Consider the following 18,298-nt stretch of genomic DNA (forward strand, 5'->3'; position numbering starts at 1 on the left):
GCTTGCGCGCTAGGCGCTGTCGCGGGGTGCGGGTTGCGGCTCGGGTGCTGCGGTGGCGCGGGGGCCGTGGGTGATGCCGGCCGCGGCGTAGGCGTCGGCCTCGTCGAGGGTTTCGTGTTCGAGGAGCTCGGCGGCGATCGAGTCGAGCTTCGAGCGGTTCTCGCGCAGCAGGCGGCGGGCATCGGCGTAGCACTGCTCGATCAGGCGGCGTACCTCCTCGTCGACCGTGTTGAGCAGTTCGTCGGAGACTCCCGCCGTACGGGCGTCGCCCTCGGACGGCAGGATGGACACGGGGCCGATCGCGTCCGACATACCCCATCGGCCCACCATCGAGCGGGCGATCCGCGTCGCCGTCTCCAGGTCGCTCTCGGCGCCCGTGGTGACGACACCGAGGACCTCCTGCTCGGCCGCCATGCCGCCGAGCGCCCCGATGATCCGGCCGCGCAGGTAGTCCACGTCGTACCCGTACCGGTCGGACTCCGGCGTCGACAGGGTCACCCCGAGCGCCCGCCCGCGCGGAATGATCGACACCTTCCGGACCGGGTCCGCACCCTTCTGGATCATGCCGAGCAACGCGTGCCCGCCTTCGTGGTACGCCGTCCGCCGGCGCTCCTCCTCCGGCATCACCACGTTCCGCGCGGTCCCGAGCTGGACCTTCTCGAGCGCGTCGGTCAGGTCGCGATGGGTGATCTGCGACTCGCCCTGCCGCGCCGCCGCGAGCGCGGCCTCGTTCAAAAGGTTGGCGAGGTCGGCACCCGTCATGCCGGGCGTGGACCGGGACAATGCAGCCAGGTCGGCATCCGGCGCGAGTGGCTTCCCGCGCGCGTGCACCTTGAGGATCGCCTCGCGGCCCGGCTGGTCCGGCGCGTGCACCGTGATCGTCCGGTCGAAGCGCCCGGGCCGGAGCAGCGCCGGGTCGAGTACGTCGGCACGGTTCGTGGCGGCGAGTACCACGACGCCCTCGGTACCGGAGAATCCGTCCATCTCGGTGAGGATCTGGTTCAGGGTCTGCTCACCCTCGTCGTGCCCGCCGACCGACCGGGCGCCGCCGCGGGCGCGTCCGATGGTGTCGATCTCGTCGATGAAGATGATCGCCGGCGCCACCTTCCGCGCCTCGCCGAACAGCTCCCGCACCCGGCTCGCACCGACGCCCACGATCATCTCGATGAACTCCGAGGCACTCGCGGAGAAGAACGGGACGCCGGCCTCCCCCGCGGTCGCCCGCGCGAGCAGCGTCTTCCCGGTGCCAGGCGCGCCGGCCAGCAGCACGCCCTTCGGTGCCCGCGCCCCGAGCCGCCGGTACTTCTCCGGGTCCTTCAGGTAGTCGACGACCTCCTCGATCTCGGACTCGACCTCGTCGATCCCCGCGACGTCCGCGAACGTCACCCGCACGGTGTTCGGGTCGACCGGCTTCTTCTGCTGGCCGCCGCCCCCGAGCAGACCGCCCAGACCACCACCCAGGCCGCCACCGGCGCGGCTGCGCCGGAACAGCCAGAAGTAGAACGCGGCGATCAGGATGAACGGGCCGAGCGAGATCAGCAGGTTCAGCAGCACGCCGCGCTGTGCGACCACCGGCGTCGCCCGGACTGTGGCGCCGCCCTTCTGCAGGTCGCCGTACAGGTTGTCGTTGGCGAACGTCGGCCGCTCGGTGGTGAACTTCGTGTACGTCGACCCGCTCTTGCCCGGCACCTCCGCGGCCTGCTTCAGCCGCCCCTCGATGGTGTCGCCGCGGGAGAAGATCTCGGCGACATTCTGCTTCTGCACCTGCGCGGTGAAGTCGGTGTAGGCGATGGTCTGCTCGCCGCCGGACATCTGGTCCTGCATCGTGGTGAGCAGGAAGAGCACGAGGTACCCGCCGACGATCCACGCGGCCCACTTCCACCACCCCGGCCGGCGCGGCTTGTCACCGTTCCCGTCGTGGCCGGCCGGCAGTCCCTCGGTCCGCCACGGTTTGTGCGGCCGCTGCGGTCCGTCGTTCTTCCGGTCACCCTGGTCGGCACCCTGGCCCCGGTCGGCGCTGGATTCGTCCTTCGCCGGCGGCTCCTTCTCGCTCATGAAGCCAAACATAGGACCTGAACCCACTTCGGACACAGCAGAAACTCGTCCGTCATACCCTGACGCATGGCCACGCCCCTGATCCTCGACTGCGATCCCGGCCACGACGACGCGCTGGCGATCCTGCTCGCGGTCGCCGATCCGGCCGTCGAGCTGCTCGCCGTGACGACCGTGGCGGGTAACCAGACCGTCGACAAATGCACCGCGAACGCCCGCCGCGTGCTGTCCCTCGCGGGTGCCTCCGACATCCCCGTCGCGCGGGGCGCCGACCGGCCGTTGGTACGCCGGTTGCGCATCGCCGACGACGTCCACGGCAGCACCGGGCTCGACGGTCCGCACTTCACGGACGAGCCGTCTGCCCCGGAGTCCCCGTACTCCGCGCATGAGCTGCTGGTCGACGTACTGCGCTCGAAACCGGCGACGATCGTCGCGACCGGGGCGTTGACGAACGTCGCGCGGCTGCTCGTCGAAGAGCCTGGTCTGGCCGCGAACATCACCGAGATCGTCTGGATGGGCGGATCCACCGAGCGCGGCAACATCGCACCGCTCGCCGAGGCCAACGCGTACGTCGATCCGGAGGCGGCCGACGTGGTGGTCCGGTCGGGTGTCCCGTTCACGATGTGTGGGCTGAACGTGACGCATCAGGCGCTCGTGACGGACGACGTACTCGCGCGGCTCGAGCGGATCGGGACGCCATTGGCGCGGGTCTGCAGCGAGTGGATGACGTTCTTCGCGTCGACGTACCGGGAGCTGTTCGGGTTCGAGGCGCCGCCGCTCCACGATCCGGTCGCGGTCGCACGGGTGATCGATCCTGCGATCGTGCGCTGCGTCGAGGCGAATCTGGTGATCGAAACAGCCGGTGAGTGGACCGCCGGCGCCACGGTCGTGGACCTGGACGGCTACACCGGCCGCCCCGCTAACGCCCGGATCGCCGTCGACCTCGACCGGGACGCCTTCTGGGACAAGGTCATTGCCGCGATCGCTGAGCTTTCCGTCTGCTGACAGCGGAACAGCCTTCTCCCCGGCCGCCTGCTGCCTCAGGGTGGAGGTGTCGAAGGAGGACACACATGTACGTCGAACAGCAGTCGGACGCGACCGTCCCGGGTCAGCCAGGGATTCCGGGGCGGCCCTGGCCGGAGATTCCCGGGGTGCCGCGGCCGGGGGTTCCGGGAACGCCCGAGCGGCCGGCGCCGCAGCCAATTCTGCCGTCGTGGTACGAGCCGACGTCGATCACGCTCGAGCGGGAGCTGGCCGATCGGCTGCTGGCGGAGCGGGTGATCCTGATCGGCGGCCGCCTCGACGACCTGCTGGCGAACCACATCGCGTCGCAGCTGCTGCTACTGAATGCCCAGGGCAACGACCCGGTCACGCTCCACCTGTCGTCGACGGAGTCCGACCTGGAGGCGGCGCTCTCCGTCGCCGCTGCGATCGACCTGATCACCGCCCCCGTGAACGTCGTCGCCCGCGGCACGGTCCGCGGCCCCGCGATCGCCGTACTCGCCGCCGCCGAGGAACGCGAGGCCCACCGCCACACGACATTCGTCCTCTCCGCGCCCCGCTTCACCGCCGAGGGCACCGCCGACGAACTCGCCACCTTCTCCGAAGAACACGATCACCAGGCGGCCCGCCTCCGAGACCTCATCGCCCACGCCACAGACCGCCCCGCCGACGAAGTAGCCGCCGACCTCGAAACCGGCCGAGTCCTCACCGCGGAAGACGCGCAGGCCTACGGTCTGATCACCCGGCTCCGCTGAACACGGCATACCCACCGGTGACTGGAGATAGGCAATAGCCTGTCTCCAGTCGCCAGGGGCTATTCCCACATCAGGGAATGGTGAGGACCAGGCGGCCCGGGGTGTTGCCGGTCGTCTGGCGCTTCCAGGCGCTCTCCACGTCGGCGAGGGTGGCCGTTTCGTAGGCGACGGTGATCTCGCCGGTGGCGGCGTGTTGGAGTACGGCGGTGAGCGCGTCGCGGCGTTGGTCCTCGGTGAGCGCGTTGTTCGTGTAGCCGAGGATGCTGGCCGATTTGCTCCGCAGGACGGCCGACGAGAAGACCGCCTCATCACTCGACGACCCGCCGAGGTTCACCAGCCGACCTCCGGGAGCGAGCGCCCGCGAGGCAGCAGTTGCCGCGACGCCGAACACCGAGTCGATCACCACGTCGTACGTCGGCTCGCCCAGCCGGGCCGTCAACTCGTCGACGTCGGTGCTCAGAGCAACCGCCTCGTCAGCACCCGCCGCCAGTGCCCGCTCCCGCGACGCATCCGACCGTACGACGGCCACCACGCGCGAAGCCCCGAGCACCCGGGCAGCCCCGATCGCGACCTGCCCGACCGCGCCACCACCGCCCAGCACCAGCACACGCTCGCCCACTTGTAGGCGCGCTCGCCAAGTCAACATCATCCATCCGGCAACCCCGGACAGCCCGATCGCGGCCACCGCCGCATCCCGCACTGGTGCGTCCAGGACGATCAGGTCGCCATCCGGTACGGCGGCCCGCTCCGCGAGACTCCCATCCCCCGCGGCCATCCCGGCCGAGGTTGCGAAGAACACTCGTGTGCCGGGGGCGACTGTCGCGGATTCCTCCACCACGCCGACGCCTTGCACACCCGGTACGTACGGGAGCGCCGGCGGGCCGAAGTACGACGTACCGGAAGCGCACAGCAGGTCGAGTGGCACGATCGGGGCCGCGGTGACGCGGACGACCGAAAACCCTTCGCCTGCCACCGGGTCGGGATGCTCGGCATGTGACGGTGGTTGGCCGTGGGTGTGCAGGACTGCGGCTCGCACGCGGACTCCTCAGGTAGCGATATCGGGGTAGGGCAACGTGTAGTGCTGCTGCAGGACCCGGCCGTACGCCTTCTGGTACTCGAGCGGATCGTGGTCGCGCTCGAACATCGCGATGAACAGGGTCAGGGTGAGAAACGGGTGCGCCCCCAATCCGAACAGGGCGACGTGGTCCTGTTCGCGCAACGCCTTCCGCTCGTCGTCGGTGAAGGCGAGCCACGTCGACTTCTCCGCGACCGCACAGTTCAGGATCTCGTTCGCCATCTCCTGCTCCCACCACGCCACCGTGCCGGCGGGATCTTCGCGGTACCGCTCGACGAGCTCCGGATCCCGGTCGATCGTGTAGAGGAACTTGTTCAGCAGGTACTTGCTCATGCCGGCACTCCGTTCGGGTACCAGGTGAAGTACGCCTCCATCGTGTGGAACAGGTCGAGCGAGTCCACGTGATCCGCCTTCGCGCCGGCCCCCGCGACGCCCATCATCAACATGAAGTCCATGAACCCGTGTGTTGCATTGCCCGGGAGATGCAGGCTGTCGAGCGTCACCTCCGCCAGGCACCCGTCGAGGTCGCCGCTCGCGATCCAGTCCACCGCCTTGCGGTCGAACTCCGGGTCCGGCCCGTGCGCACCGAACTGCCGCGGCCCGCCGAGCTCGAGCGACAGGTGCCCGGTGCCGATGATCGCGACCCGCTTGTCGATCGGCCACGACTCGACCAGTTGCCGGATCGTCCGGCCGAGCTCGACGAACCGTCCCGGTCGCGGCAACGGAGGCGCGAAGATGTTGGTGTAGATCGGCACGATCGGCAGGTCCGCGTCCGGGCGGAGTGTGATGATCGGGCAGGTGATGCTGTGGTCGATCCGCAGCTCGTTGCTGAAGGCAAGGTCGAATCCGGCGTCCAGCCCGTTGCGCAGGATGTGCCCGGCGAGTTGCTCGTCCCCGGCCAGTCGCATCCGCGGCAACCCGAACTCACGTTCCTCGTTGTACCAGTTCGCGTCGAAGTACGGCGCCTTGCCGACCAGGAACTGCGGCATGTTGTCCAGCCACAACTGGTGGAAGTGGTCGCTGCCGACCATCACCAGGATGTCCGGCCGTGCCTTCGTCAGGGTCTCCCGGAAGGCCTCGATCTTCGCCACCCACTCGTCGGCGAACGGCGGGCGATCGGCGCCTGTCGCGGTGCTGGCCCGGTAGTAGAAGGGATGATGCGTGGAGGCGATCACCGCGGCGACTGTGGCCATGTGGTGCTCCTTCGGTGTAACTCAGCGGTCCGGATCGACGTACACGGCGTTGCGGTCGACGGTCAGGTAGGCGTCCATGCCGATCGGCCGGCGGCGTTCCTCAGCGAGCTGGCCGAGCAGCCCGGCAGCCCTTGCCAGCAAGGCGAATCCACGCAGCAGCTCGACCGGCAACCCGAGATCGGCAAGCGCCGCTCCGCACACGCCAGCGCCGTTCAACGGGAGTTTGCGACCCAGCACCTGCTCGTGCACCCGGCCGATCGCCTGGAAGAGCTCGAGATGCGAGCCTTCCAGACCTTCCTCCCGGGCGATGCCGATGAGGACCGGCGTCCGAGGATCCTGCACCTTGTGGACCGGATGCCCGAGCCCCGGGAGGTACTTCCCCTGAGCCCCGCGCACCACCTCGAGCGCGAACGAGTCCCATCCGGCCTCGTCAGTCGGCAGGTCGCGTCCTTCGAGAGCCTCGTGCAGGAACTGGCCGCAGTCCTCGGTCACACCGAGAAAGCGCGATCCCCCGCCCAGCAGACCGGCGGCGAGCGCACCCTGGAGCGAGTCCGGCGCGGAAAGATAGGTCAGCCGGGCGGCGATCGCCGTCGGCGTGAAGCCGTGATCGGCCAGCGCGACCAGCACCGCCTCGAACACCCGGGTCTCCGACGGCGTCGGCCTGCGCAACGCGACCAGCCAGAACGCGAGCTCGCCGAAGCCCACCTTGCCCATCAGGTCGGCGGTGAGGTCCTGTCCCAGCAGGCGGATCTCGTCGGCGGTGGACGTACCCAGGGACGTCGGGAAAGTCGTCATTCCATCAGCCACTTCCGTAGTTCGGCGCCGTGCTCGTCCAGCGACGGCGGTGGGAGCCGGTACGACGCTGCGCTGTCGGAGAACGTGATCGGGTTGCGGACCGTCGGGATCTCGCCGACTGTCACCACCGGGTCCAGCCCGATGTCCTCGGCGAACGCCACCCCGCCGTCGACGGTGTTGATCGGCCCGCACGGCACCCCGGCCGCGATGATGTCCCGGAACCACTCCAGCTTCGTCCGAGTCATCAGCCGTGCCACGAGCAACGGCCGCAACTCGTCACGATGCTCGGTCCGCTTCTCGTTCCGGTCGAACCGCGGATCGTCGGCCAACTCCGGTACGCCGAGAACCTCCACCAGCTTGCGGAACTGCCCGTTGTTCCCGGCCGTGATGATCAGGTCCCCGTCGGCGCACGGCAGGGGCTCGTACGGAAACAGGCTCGGATGGCTGTTCCCCATCCGCAGGGGTACGACGCCGCCCGCGACGTACGCGCTCGACTGGTTCACCAACCCGGACAGCGCCGACGACAACAGATTGACCTCGACGTGCTGACCGCGACCGGTCTCGTGCCGCAGGTTGAGGGCGGACAGCACCCCGATTGTGGCGTGGAGTCCGGCCATCACGTCGAAGACCGAGATGCCGGCGCGGAAGGGCTCGCCGTCCGGAGCGCCGGTCAGGCTCATCAACCCGGAGATCGCCTGCACGATCAGGTCGTATCCAGGCAGCTCGGCGCCGCCCGGCCCCGACCCGAAGCCGCTGATCGAGGCGTAGATCAGCTCGGGGTTGCCCGCGGCAACGGTCTCGTAGTCGAGTCCGAAGCGCGCCAGCCCGCCCGGCCGGAAGTTCTCCACCAGCACGTCCGCGCGCCGCGCCAGTTCCTGCGCCGCGGCGAGGTCCGACGGATCCTTCAGATCGAGCGCGAGCGACCGCTTGTTCCGGTTCACGGCGAGGTAGTACGTCGAGATGCCGTCGCGGACCGGCGGCTGCCAGGACCGGGTGTCGTCACCGCCGGGCGACTCGACCTTCACCACGTCGGCCCCGAGGTCGGCGAGCAGCATGGTCGCGTACGGACCGGCAAGGATCCGCGAGAAGTCGGCCACCAGCAGCCCGGACAGCGGACCTTTCACCTGACCTCCCGGATCTACGGACATCTGTCCGCACAGTCTCGATCTCCTCGCACGACCTGTCAACAGGCCCTTGACACCATCGGGCAGCGCTCAGATAGTGAGGCTGACCGCCCCGTTGACCGTCATACGGACGTGTGTCCGGGCAACTCCTTGGAGGCATCGATGACCACAGTGCTGTTGCGGGGCGGGACCGTGCTGACCATGGACGACCAGCACACGGTCGTCGGGGACGGCGACGTACTGATCGACGGCGACCGGATCGCGGCCGTCGGACAGCCCGGCCAACGGCTCGACGTACCCGAGGGAACCCAGGTCGTCGACGCGTCCGGCGGCATCGTGATGCCGGGCATGATCGACACGCACCGGCACATGTGGCAGACCGCGATGCGCGCGTACGGCGCCGACTGGACGCTCACGCAGTACTTCGTCTGGTACTACCTCGAGCACGGCAAGATCTTCCGCCCGGAGGACATCCACGCGGGCAACCTGACGTCGGCGTGGGAGTCGCTCGAGGCCGGCGTCACGACCACGGTCGACTGGTCGCACGGGCTGCAGAGCGTCGAGCACGCCGAGGCTGCCGTGGACGCGTTGCGCGACGTACCCGGCCGATTCGTCCTTGCCTACGGCAACATCCAGGCCGGCCCGTGGGAGTGGACCGCGGATCCGTCTGTGCGCGCTTTCCTGGAACGGCTGCGCGACGACGCGCAGCTCGGTCTGCAGCTGGCCTTCGATGTGACCGGTGACCCGGCCTTCCCGGAGCGGGCCGCGTTCGAGGTCGCGCGCGAGCTCGGGCTCGGCGTCACCACCCATGCGGGCGTCTGGGGTGCGACCAACGACAACGGCATCAGGCTGATGCACGAGAACGGCTTCATGACGCCGCAGAACATCTACGTCCACGCGGCCACCCTCACCACGGACTCGTACCAGCGGATCGCCGCGACCGGCGGCTCGATCTCGGTCTCCACCGAGTCCGAGCAGAGCGCCGGCCAGGGCTACCCTCCGACCTGGCAGGTACGCCGCCACAACATTCCGGTATCGCTGTCGATGGATACCAGCGTGTGGTGGAGCGGCGACTTGTTCAGCGCAATGCGGACCACGCTCGGCGCGGACCGGGCCCGCGAGCACCTGGAGGCGCACATGAAGGGCGACACGGTGACCCACAGCCATCTGCGGGCCGAACACGTCGTCGACTGGGCGACCCGCGGCGGTGCCCGGGCGCTCGGCCGCGAAGACCTCGGCAGCCTCGAACCGGGCATGAAGGCCGATGTGATCCTGATCAAGAACGACGCGTCACCGGTGTCGTTCCCGCTCATCAATCCCTACGGCCAGGTGGCGTTCCAGGCCCAGCGCGGCGACGTGCACACGGTGATCGTCGACGGCCAGGTGGTCAAGCACAACCACAAGTTGGTGGGTTGCGACCTGACCGCCGTACGACGGGAGGTCGAGGCGACCGTCGCCCACTTGCGGTCGGCGCTCGGTGAGGAGGCCTGGCAGAAGGGGATGAACCCGGAGCTGCCGGAGGGCGAGGTGCTCGACAATCCGTACCAGTACACGGCGTACAAGTCCGACTCGACCCGCGAGGCGCGTGGCACCATCTTCGGTGAGCACTAGTCGAGCAACAGGAGGACGACAAAATGGCAGGCCGTGGCGCAGGTCCGGACTTCGTCGAGTCGCTGGCTCGTGGGCTGGACGTGCTCGCCTGCTTCGACGTCGACCACCGCACCATGTCGCTCACCGAGGTAGCGGCCGCGGCCGGTCTGGCCCGGCCGACCGCGCGCCGGCTGCTGCTGACGCTGGAGGAACTCGGCTTCGTCCGCACCACCGACGGCTCGTTCCAGCTCACGCCCAAGGTGCTGACGCTCGGCATGGCGTACGTCGGTTCGCTCGGCCTGTGGGACATCGCGAGGCCGCATCTCGAGACGCTGGTCGCACGCACCGGCGAGTCCTCGTCGATGGCACAGCTCGACGGCTCGGACATCGTGTACGTCGCCCGCGTGTCGGTGCCGAAACTGATCGCGTTGCGGGTCGACATCGGGACCAGGTTCCCGGCTGCGCAGACGTCGCAGGGCAAGGTGCTGCTCGCAGCGCTCTCCCCCGATGCGCTCGCCGACGTTCTCGCGCAGCCGAGCCGCGCCGGACTGCCGCCGTACATCGGCCGGACCGCGGAACAACTGCGTGACGAGTTGACCGAGATCCGGGCGCGCGGCTGGGCGCTGGCCGACGAGGAGCTCGCGCCGGGCGTCCGCTCCGTCGCGGCACCGGTGCGCGACGGCACGGGCACCGTGCGGGCCGCGATGAACGTCACCGTGCACGCTGCCGAGACGTCGGTCGACACGCTGCTGCACGACCATCTGCCGTTGTTGCTGCGTACGGCGGGTGACGTCAGCGCGGAGTGGGCCCTGTGGCAGTCGCGCCCGCACGTCGAGGTCGAGCAACGGGACGAAACGACTGCTTGAATGGTGGTATGACTGTTCTCGACTCGCCCATTCCCCGGTTCCATCTCGCGATGCCGGTCGACGACCTGGACGCGGCGCGGCGCTTCTACGGCGAGGTGCTCGGCCTCGAACAGGGCCGCAGCTCCGACACCTGGATCGACTGGAACCTGCGCGGCCACCAGTTCGTCACCCACGTCGCGCCTGAGAAGACGAAGCGCATCCACAACCCGGTCGACGGCCACGACGTACCGGTGCCGCACTTCGGGCTGATCCTGACCGTCGGCGAGTTCCGGACCTTCGCCGAACGGCTGAAGGCAGCCGGCACCGAGTTCGTCATCGAGCCGTACGTGCGGTTCCAGGGCCAGACCGGTGAGCAGTGGACGATGTTCTTCCTCGACCCGGCCGGGAACGCCCTGGAGTTCAAGGCGTTCGCGGACGACTCCCAGGTGTTCGCTGCCTGAGCAGAGAGACTAGGGAGTGATCCAGCCGGTCAGGATCGTCGTACCGGACTGCGTCGTGCAGACCAGGCGGTAGGGAATGTTCGGCGGCGGGCCGAGCACGAAGAACCCGAGTTCGTCGATCTCCGCTTCGGCCAGCTTGCCACCGTCACCGCGGGCCGTGACCGTGCCGACCTCGGGCGGGTCGAGCTGGCCCAGGACGGCGTTCGGCGTCAGCTCGAGCTCGACCGTCCAGCCGTCCGAGGCGAACGTGAGCGACCGCAAGATCGCGCTCTCCGAGCGGATCGCGAGCGCGTCCAGCGGATCCTGTGCGGAGTCGTAGGTGAGCGCCGCCAGTTCGGCGTCGATGGTCCGCCATGCGAAGGCTGCCTTGCCGGCTTCGACGAAGGCGGGCGGAACGTCGTCCGTGGACGCCAGCGCGTCCCGCAGGGCTTCGATCAGCTTCTCGTCGTCGTGCCATTCCGGATCCATCACGGTGCTCTCACCCCCTTGTCCTGTCATCGGGTCCGTCCGCCGCCAGCCGTGCCAGCGCGGGAGTCTGCCGTAGCCGGGTCAGGCAGCGCGACCGGTTCGGGCCGATGCTGCCGATCGGCACCTGGAGCCGCCGGCTGATCTCGTCGTACGGCGCCGGTGGGTCCTGCATCAGCAGCCCGAGCAGCATCTGGCAGCGCCGTGAGAGTTCCGCGAACGCGGTCCGCAGGATCATCTTGCGTTCGTGCCGCAGTACTTCTTCCTCGGCGATCGCCTGCTCGGGGACGTCGGGCGCCTGCTCGAAGTCCACCGGCTCGACCCGGCTGGTCGCGCGGATCAGCCGGAAGCACTCGCGTTGGGTCGTGGTCGCGATCCAGCCCGGCAACGCAGCCGGCTCGCGCAGACCCGGCAGGTGCTCGACCAGCCGCAGCCACACGCTCTGTCCGACGTCGTCGATATCCGGCTGCGCCAGGCGGCATCGCCGGCACACCGAATAGACGAGCGGCGCATACCGCTCCACCAGTTCGTCCCACGCATTCTTATCGCCGTCCCTGGCCCTGGTGACCAGGTCGACGACTGTCGGGTCATCCCGCATGCCGCCCCCTCTCTTCACCGGACCGCTCAGCTATACCTCTCTTACTGGTACAGAGCGATTCGGATGACCGCTGATACATCAAGCCCCGAGTGCAACGAACGAACGACCAGCGGCATCGGCCACCGGATCACCTCGCGTCTCCAGACGAGCCGCGGCGAATGCTGCCGCCAGCGACTGACCGGCCTGCAGGTTCTCGTGCACGGCGAGCATCAAGGGAGCGGTTGCGGGGTCGTTCACCGGTACGACGCTCGCCAGAATGCCGGCCGCGCCCAACGGGATCAGGCTGCTGCTCAAGCCGAGCAACTCGTCCGCGCCGACCGGCTTCGCCAGCCCGGAATCGCAACTGGACAAGACCATTCGGTACGGCGCTCTGCGCAGCCGCTCGAAGTCGTACACGGTCAGCGGCCCGTCGTCGAGCCGCAACGACGAGAACAGCGGACTGTCCGCGCGGAACGTGCCGTGCGCCGCGATGTGCGCGATCCAGGCGCCGTCGAGCTCTCGCAGTACCTTCTCCGCGGTCGCGTCGCCGTCCGCCAGCACTGTGGCGTCCGGGTACTGCTTCGCCAGCTGCATGACCTCGGCGCGGCCCGCGGACAGACCCGGCCCGAGCACCAGCACGACACGACGATCCGACGGCGGCCGCACCTGCCGCGCGCGCAACCAGGTCGCCGCCGACGGCACCACGTTCACGGCTCGATCAGCCAGCGCCGGCACGAGCCCCCACGGCAACGCGTGCAACCTGCCCGGCGGCACCATCACCACGGGCCGATCCCCGAACAGCTCCTGAGCAGACCCAAGAATCGCGTCCCCCAACCGCGCACCCAGCACCTCGAGTGACGGTCCACCTTGCGGTCGACCGTGTGCTCGGGTGTGGGCCAGCCGGCGCAGGCGGAACCGGGAGCGTTCCACCTCGAGTGCTGCGGCGGACAGCGGGCCGACCTCGTGCCGGGTGATCCGCCCGTCCCGCACCACCACCGCGTGCAGCACACCACCAACCTCAACCAGCTCGACAAGCAGGGTCTCGCCGAGCGCCCCCACCAACTCATCAACGTCGAACCGAAGCAACCCGCCCGTCGCCATCATCCCGCCCGCAGCCGTGCCCTTCGCCCCGAGCGCGCCTGCGCCTCCGAGCCTGCTCGCCGCCCCACCCTTCATCCCATCCGCTGCCCCGCGCAGTCCGCTGCCCTGGGCTCGTAGGACTCGGTCTCGGACTGCTTTCTCCAGGCGGCGGCGTTCCTTCTCCAGGGACGGATCGGGTGACCCGTCCAGCCGTCGTACGACGTCCCGCAAGGCCGCGAGCTCGCCGACGAGTTGCTCGTCGTCCGGTGGACGCACCGGCGGCACCCCGAGCGCCGTCGCCCGCCACCGCTCACCCCAACTCAGCAACCGCCGCGGATCGTCGCGCCGCAACGCGTCCCGCAGCGCCAGCTCCGCCAACTCGGCACCATGCCCCGTCGCCAACGCCCGCAACTCGGTCGCGCCCATCGCCAGCCGATGCTCGTCCAACGCATCCAGCCCACGACCGCACGCCGACAACATCCCTCGCACGTCACTCCGCGCCTCGGCCCGCAACGCCTTCCCCAACCACGCCGCACTCCGGGCGATCGGCGGCGCGTCCTTGCTGTGCCGCCCCGCCAACTCCAGCTGACGATCCGCGGCCCGAGCCCGCCCCTCGGCCAACGCCAACCGCCCCGCCAGCAGATGCGCGGCCGACGCCTCCGACGCACCCAACGTATCCAGCCGACCAGCCACCGCGCTGACGCGTCGAAGGAGCCGCTCTCCGCGTTCTCCCGACTGATACCGCGCCTCCAGCAGCACCATCGACGAACGCACCGACCACCATCCCCGGCGCTGCGCCGAGAACAACCGCCGCGCCCGATCCGCCCGCTCCTGTGCCGCCGCCGGATCCCCCGCCGCCAACGCGGCGGTCGCGGCCGCGAACAACAGTTCCCCGCGTTTGGTCGCCGTACCGCCCTCGGCCGCGACGGCCTGATCCATCTCCGCCAGCGCCTCTGTACTGAGCCCGGCCGCGAGCAGTACGCCGCACCGATCGATCGCCAGATCCGGCCACACCACACCGACTGCCGCGAACCGCCGGCCCGCTTCGTCCAGGTACCGCAGCGCTGCGGGCAGATCGCCTCGCGAGTACGCGACCAATCCCCGATTCTGCCGGGCCTCGGCGTACTCGAACTCCTGACCGGTCGCGGCATACAACTTCTCCGCAACCGCGAAATCCGCATCCGCGCGCAACGTGGCGCCCAAAGCGAGTTGGATGAATCCGCGATAGTTCCGCGACCGCGCCTCCCAGACCTGATCGCCCGAACGCCGCAACCGCGTGATCGCGGCCCGCAGATCGTCGAGCGCCTCGCGATGCCGCCCGAGCACCAGCAGTACGTCGGCGCGCCGTAGCAGCACCCGCCCGGTCAGCGCACCGCGGCTGAGGTCGACCGCACGATCGAGCCGCGCCAGACCCTCCCGGCTCCGGCCCGCGCGCCCCAGCGTTGCGCCCAACGTGGCAAGGACATCCGCCTGCCGCTCCGACCGCCCGGAATGCTCCGCCAGCCGCAGCGCGGTGCGCAACTCGCGGACCGCCGTGGTCACGTCGCCGAGCTGCCGCAGACTGATACCCCAGGCCTGGTGCGCGATCGACGCCTCGACCGCCGCCGGCGCACCGGCCAGCAGCGACCGCGCCGACGCGATCGCGTCGTGCGGACGTGACAACGCGAGAGGCAGCAGATTTTCTGCCGCCTCGGCACTCCCCCCTGCCGTCGGCATTCTGGAATAGTATCGGGCATTTCGACTGTCCAGGGGGGATGTAGGGAAATGGAAAATCAAACGACCGAACGAAAGTACATTGCGCAGATCGAGCTGATTCTCAGAGCATTCGAGCGTCAGGTCGAGGTTTTCCCGGAGGACTGGGAGAAGCGGCCGGAGGGGGCCGACTACCTGTACCGCACCGGAGCGGTCCTGGTCCGCGACAAGGACGTCCCGCGAGTGATCGAGCTTTTCCAGGGCGGCCGTCCGGACGACGGCGGGATCGGCGGCGTCACCCGGTTGCTGCTGCCGGACCGCGTGCCACCCGAAGCGCCGGAAGATCGCTCGCTCACCCAACGATTCCTCAAGTACGCCGACCTGCGGCTCGGGCGCGGTGTCGTCACGCCGGAGCACCTGTTCTACGTGACGCCGAGCGTCAGCCCGTGCCCCGCGACCGAGCCCGAGGAGGTCATGCCAGGTACTCCGCCGGACCCGGTGCTGCCCACGCCGTTCCTGTCCGCGGGCGCCGCGGACGGTCGCGGGGTGAAGGTCGTCGTACTCGATGTGGGCTGGTCCGACGCGCCCGCGGCGTACTGGCTGAACGGGGTGACCGGCGATCCGGAGAACGCGTTCGACGGGTCCGGGCACATCAAGCCGTACGCCGGTCACGGGACCTTCATCGCCGGTGTGATGCGGGCGATCGCGCGCAACGTGGAGATCGTGGTGAAGAGTTACTTCACCACGGCCGGCGCGATGTGGGAGTTCGATCTCGCGCAGGCACTGGACGAGATTCTCGACCTGGCGCCCGACATCATCAGCCTGTCGGCGGGCACCAGGACGCGATTCGACCTGGCGCCGCTCGGTCTGGACGTGTTTATCCAGACCCGGCTGAACCGGGTCAACGGCCTCACGCTGGTCGCGGCAGCGGGTAACGAGTCGTCGAGGGACTACTTCTGGCCGGCCGCGTTCCCGGAGGCCATCGGCGTCGGGGCGCTGGCGGACAACGGGCGGGACCGGGCGTCGTTCAGCAACTTCGGTGGCTGGGTCGACGTCTATGCACCGGGCGAGCACCTGGTGAACGCGTTCCTGACCGGCGACTACGAGTGCACCGAACCGCCGAACACCGGCCAGCTTCGCTCGTTCCAGAGCATGGCCCGGTGGAGCGGTACGTCGTTCGCGACGCCGCTCGTGGCCGGTCTGATCGCCGGCCGCATGTCGGTCACCGGTGAGAGCGCCAAGCAGGCGGCCGACGCCCTGCTGGCCTTCGCGCTCACGCAACCCGAGCCGGGCACCGGGCCGGTCCTGCGGGCCGGCGACGCGCTCGGGTCACTCGGCCAGAACTAACGCGCCGACGCGGTGCGGATTTCCGGCCTGGCCGCCCGGACTCTCGCACCGCGTCAGCTCCCCCTCTTGCGTGCCCCCGCGCCGCCCTCCCCCCTGCAGCGGCCCGAAGGCCTCCCCCCACTTCTGCGGAGTCACCCTCGGTGCGGGTTGATACATCCGGTTGTCCGGAAAGTTTTCAACGGCTGGGCGGCTGCGGGTGCTCACAAAGGAACGGTGCCCGGTGACCGCCGGAGTGGTAGCTGTACTGCTTGCCACCGGCCTCGAGGACTGTCCGGTTCCCCGGCACCAGCGCCTGGGTGTAGCGCATCCCCGGCTCCGGGCAGCCGAGGCTGCCGTCCGGCCAGGTGACGTCCTCGGAGCTGACGACTGACACCTCTGCCGCATCCACGCCCAGCCGCTTGGTGAGATCAGCCTTGGCTTGATCGACCACACTTCCACCCGGCTCGGAACTATTGCTACTGCTACTGCTGCTCGGCGTCATCGACGGTTGTCCTCCAGTCACGGATTCATTGCCACACGCAACCAAAAGTACGGCTGCCGCCAGCACGATCGTCACACTGCGCATCATGATCACCTCCCACAGTAGACGTCTCCCCCAGCCGATTCGTTGCAGACCTTTTGTTCAAGTTCTGTTTGCCGTCCGGCAGCCGTCGGCGTGGAGGATCGCGGGCAACGTCCCGTCCACGTAGTCAGCAGGAGTCAAGCCATGTCTGTCGATCGTCGTTCCGTCCTCCGAGGTGCCGCCGTCGGCGCCGCCGGGGTCGGCTTCACCACCGTCGGCGCCGTGCCGACGCTCGCCGAGGCCGCGCCGGCCTCGCACGGCGACCGTTCGCCGTTCCCGCAGCACAAGCCCTTCCCGCCGCTGCTGGACGACCCGAAGGGTCTCCTGGCACTGCCCGCCGGCTTCAAGTACAAGGTCGTCACCAAGGCCGGTGAGACCAAGCTGAAGAGCGGCCAGGCGACGCCGAACGCCCACGACGGAACCGCCGTGTTCAGCACCGGGAACCACTACCGGCTGATCCAGAACCACGAGATCAGCAGCGCCGGCGAGCTCGGCGTACCGCAGATCGAAGGCACCGTGTACGACACCGGCGTCGGCGCGGCCGGCGGCTGCACCGTCATCGACGTCGACAAGGACGGCACCAACCTCGGCGAGTGGGTCGGTATCTCCGGCACGCTGACGAACTGTGCCGGCGGCCCGACGCCGTGGGGCACGTGGATGACCTGCGAGGAGACCGAGAACAAGGCCAACGGCACCACCCGGCTGAAGGACCACGGGTACGTCTTCGAGGTCTGGGGCGACGGTAAGACCGCGCACCCGGTGCCGCTGAAGGCGCTCGGCCGCTACGCCCACGAGGCGCTGGCGATCGACGAGGACCGGACCCACATCTACCTGTCCGAGGACGCCTCCGGCCCGAACGGCACCTTCTACCGCTGGTCGGCGCCGCGCGGCTACAAGCTCGGCCCGCGCAGCTGGCAGGACCTGCAGAACAAGGACTTCGGCACCCTCGAGGCGCTGGCCATCCTCGGTGACGACGGCAAGCCGATCCCCGACGTCGCGTACCTGACGTCGGCCCAGCTGCTCCGCCCGTTCCGGGTCGCCTGGGTTCCGGTACCGGACCGCGACGGCACCACGACGTCGGTGCGCAAGCAGTTCACCGACGGCCAGATCACCCGCGGCAAGAAGTTCGAGGGCGTCTACGGCACCAAGCAGGGCGTGTACGTCGTGAACTCGTACGCCGAGTCCGGCACCGCCGACCTGCCCACCGACGCGGTCCCGCACGACGGCATGGTCTGGTTCTACAACTACGACGCGAAGACCATCCAGCTGGTCACCTACTTCCCGGAGAACGCCGCCGCGAACTCCCTCGAGTCGAAGTTCCAGGACCTCAACTTCGACGGCCCGGACAACGTCACCGTGACGCCTTGGGGTTCGCTGATCCTCGCCGAGGACGGCCAGGCCAGCAGCCACGTGCTGAGCGCGACGCCGGGCGGCCCGACGTACGCCGTCGCCCGGAACATGCTGAACGACTCCGAGTTCACCGGCCCGACGTTCTCCGCGGACGGCAAGGTGCTCTTCGTCAACATCCAGACGCCGGGCATCACGCTGGCCATCACCGGCCCGTGGCGCGACTACCTCGGCTGAGCCCTGCCCCTCTTCGAACGCGACCTTGAGCACCCACCAACCATTTTCATCACCATCATTTGGTTGATCGGTGCTCAAGGTCGCCGCTCCGTGGTTGGC

Annotated in this window: 17 protein-coding genes; 7 read left to right on the forward strand and 10 right to left on the reverse strand. The window is 69.2% G+C overall.

What is annotated here, in order from left to right; genetic code table 11:
• Positions 1-9: 9 nt before the first annotated feature.
• Entirely contained in the window at positions 10-2,055 is a 2,046-nt protein-coding gene (gene ftsH, locus EV647_RS20835; RefSeq protein ID WP_134005323.1) for an ATP-dependent zinc metalloprotease FtsH, read from the reverse strand.
• A gap of 66 nt (positions 2,056-2,121) precedes the next feature.
• Between ftsH and EV647_RS20840 the strand changes: the two genes are divergently transcribed.
• Positions 2,122-3,057 carry a nucleoside hydrolase gene (locus EV647_RS20840; RefSeq protein ID WP_134005325.1) on the forward strand — a complete coding sequence of 312 codons (936 nt, stop codon included), beginning with the start codon at positions 2,122-2,124 and terminating at the stop codon, positions 3,055-3,057.
• Between the two features lie 65 nt (positions 3,058-3,122).
• Complete coding sequence (locus EV647_RS20845) at positions 3,123-3,809, forward strand: ClpP family protease (RefSeq protein ID WP_134005327.1); 687 nt, start codon at positions 3,123-3,125, stop codon at positions 3,807-3,809.
• A 70-nt stretch (positions 3,810-3,879) separates the two neighbouring features.
• On the opposite strand, the gene EV647_RS20850 is transcribed toward EV647_RS20845, so the two are convergent.
• From EV647_RS20850 to EV647_RS20870, 5 genes are read right to left on the reverse strand one after another with little or no spacing between them, the layout of a single operon-like run.
• Positions 3,880-4,845 (reverse strand): zinc-binding alcohol dehydrogenase family protein, encoded by a 966-nt coding sequence (locus tag EV647_RS20850; RefSeq protein ID WP_134005329.1) that lies wholly within the window; start codon positions 4,843-4,845, stop codon positions 3,880-3,882.
• 9 nt (positions 4,846-4,854) lie between these two features.
• A complete protein-coding gene (locus EV647_RS20855; RefSeq protein WP_134005331.1) occupies positions 4,855-5,217 on the reverse strand; it encodes a hypothetical protein in 363 nt (120 codons plus the stop codon).
• Positions 5,214-6,077, reverse strand: coding sequence for an extradiol ring-cleavage dioxygenase (locus EV647_RS20860; RefSeq protein ID WP_134005333.1), 864 nt, complete (start codon positions 6,075-6,077; stop codon positions 5,214-5,216). Before EV647_RS20860 ends, EV647_RS20855 begins: the two co-directional genes overlap by 4 nt.
• Positions 6,078-6,098: 21 nt before the next feature.
• On the reverse strand, positions 6,099-6,872 hold the full coding sequence (locus EV647_RS20865; RefSeq protein ID WP_134005335.1) for a citryl-CoA lyase: 774 nt from the start codon (positions 6,870-6,872) through the stop codon (positions 6,099-6,101).
• Positions 6,869-8,020: a CaiB/BaiF CoA-transferase family protein gene (locus EV647_RS20870; protein ID WP_134005336.1), complete on the reverse strand. Its 1,152-nt coding sequence runs from the start codon at positions 8,018-8,020 to the stop codon at positions 6,869-6,871. The genes EV647_RS20865 and EV647_RS20870 overlap by 4 nt, the downstream gene beginning before the upstream one ends.
• Before the next feature lie 138 nt (positions 8,021-8,158).
• Between EV647_RS20870 and EV647_RS20875 the strand changes: the two genes are divergently transcribed.
• The 3 genes from EV647_RS20875 to EV647_RS20885 are packed head-to-tail and all read left to right on the forward strand — an operon-like array spanning position 8,159 to position 10,892.
• Positions 8,159-9,607, forward strand: a complete 1,449-nt coding sequence (locus EV647_RS20875) for an amidohydrolase family protein (protein WP_134005338.1) — start codon at positions 8,159-8,161, stop codon at positions 9,605-9,607.
• A gap of 23 nt (positions 9,608-9,630) precedes the next feature.
• A complete protein-coding gene (locus EV647_RS20880) occupies positions 9,631-10,452 on the forward strand; it encodes an IclR family transcriptional regulator C-terminal domain-containing protein (RefSeq protein WP_134005340.1) in 822 nt (273 codons plus the stop codon).
• An 8-nt stretch (positions 10,453-10,460) separates the two neighbouring features.
• Positions 10,461-10,892, forward strand: a complete 432-nt coding sequence (locus EV647_RS20885) for a VOC family protein (protein WP_134005342.1) — start codon at positions 10,461-10,463, stop codon at positions 10,890-10,892.
• Positions 10,893-10,901: 9 nt separating this feature from the next.
• Here the strand turns inward: EV647_RS20885 and EV647_RS20890 are convergent, their stop codons facing one another.
• The 3 genes from EV647_RS20890 to EV647_RS20900 all read right to left on the reverse strand — a co-directional run bounded on the left by EV647_RS20890 (position 10,902) and on the right by EV647_RS20900 (position 14,730).
• The gene (locus tag EV647_RS20890) at positions 10,902-11,390 is read right to left on the reverse strand and encodes a hypothetical protein (RefSeq protein WP_134005344.1); all 489 of its coding nucleotides are present in this window, start codon (positions 11,388-11,390) and stop codon (positions 10,902-10,904) included.
• Complete coding sequence (locus tag EV647_RS20895; protein ID WP_134005346.1) at positions 11,371-11,955, reverse strand: RNA polymerase sigma factor; 585 nt, start codon at positions 11,953-11,955, stop codon at positions 11,371-11,373. The genes EV647_RS20890 and EV647_RS20895 overlap by 20 nt, the downstream gene beginning before the upstream one ends.
• A 78-nt stretch (positions 11,956-12,033) precedes the next feature.
• Positions 12,034-14,730: a CHAT domain-containing protein gene (locus tag EV647_RS20900; RefSeq protein WP_134005348.1), complete on the reverse strand. Its 2,697-nt coding sequence runs from the start codon at positions 14,728-14,730 to the stop codon at positions 12,034-12,036.
• 48 nt (positions 14,731-14,778) lie between these two features.
• On the opposite strand from EV647_RS20900, the gene EV647_RS20905 reads away from it, so the two are divergent.
• The gene (locus EV647_RS20905; protein WP_134005350.1) at positions 14,779-16,053 is read left to right on the forward strand and encodes a S8 family serine peptidase; all 1,275 of its coding nucleotides are present in this window, start codon (positions 14,779-14,781) and stop codon (positions 16,051-16,053) included.
• A 175-nt stretch (positions 16,054-16,228) separates the two neighbouring features.
• Here the strand turns inward: EV647_RS20905 and EV647_RS20910 are convergent, their stop codons facing one another.
• A complete protein-coding gene (locus tag EV647_RS20910; protein WP_134005352.1) occupies positions 16,229-16,483 on the reverse strand; it encodes a hypothetical protein in 255 nt (84 codons plus the stop codon).
• A gap of 276 nt (positions 16,484-16,759) precedes the next feature.
• On the opposite strand from EV647_RS20910, the gene EV647_RS20915 reads away from it, so the two are divergent.
• On the forward strand, positions 16,760-18,199 hold the full coding sequence (locus EV647_RS20915; RefSeq protein WP_134005354.1) for an alkaline phosphatase PhoX: 1,440 nt from the start codon (positions 16,760-16,762) through the stop codon (positions 18,197-18,199).
• Positions 18,200-18,298 lie beyond the last annotated feature (99 nt).

The sequence above is a fragment of the Kribbella sp. VKM Ac-2566 genome (assembly GCF_004366005.1).
GTDB classification, from domain to species: domain Bacteria; phylum Actinomycetota; class Actinomycetes; order Propionibacteriales; family Kribbellaceae; genus Kribbella; species Kribbella pratensis.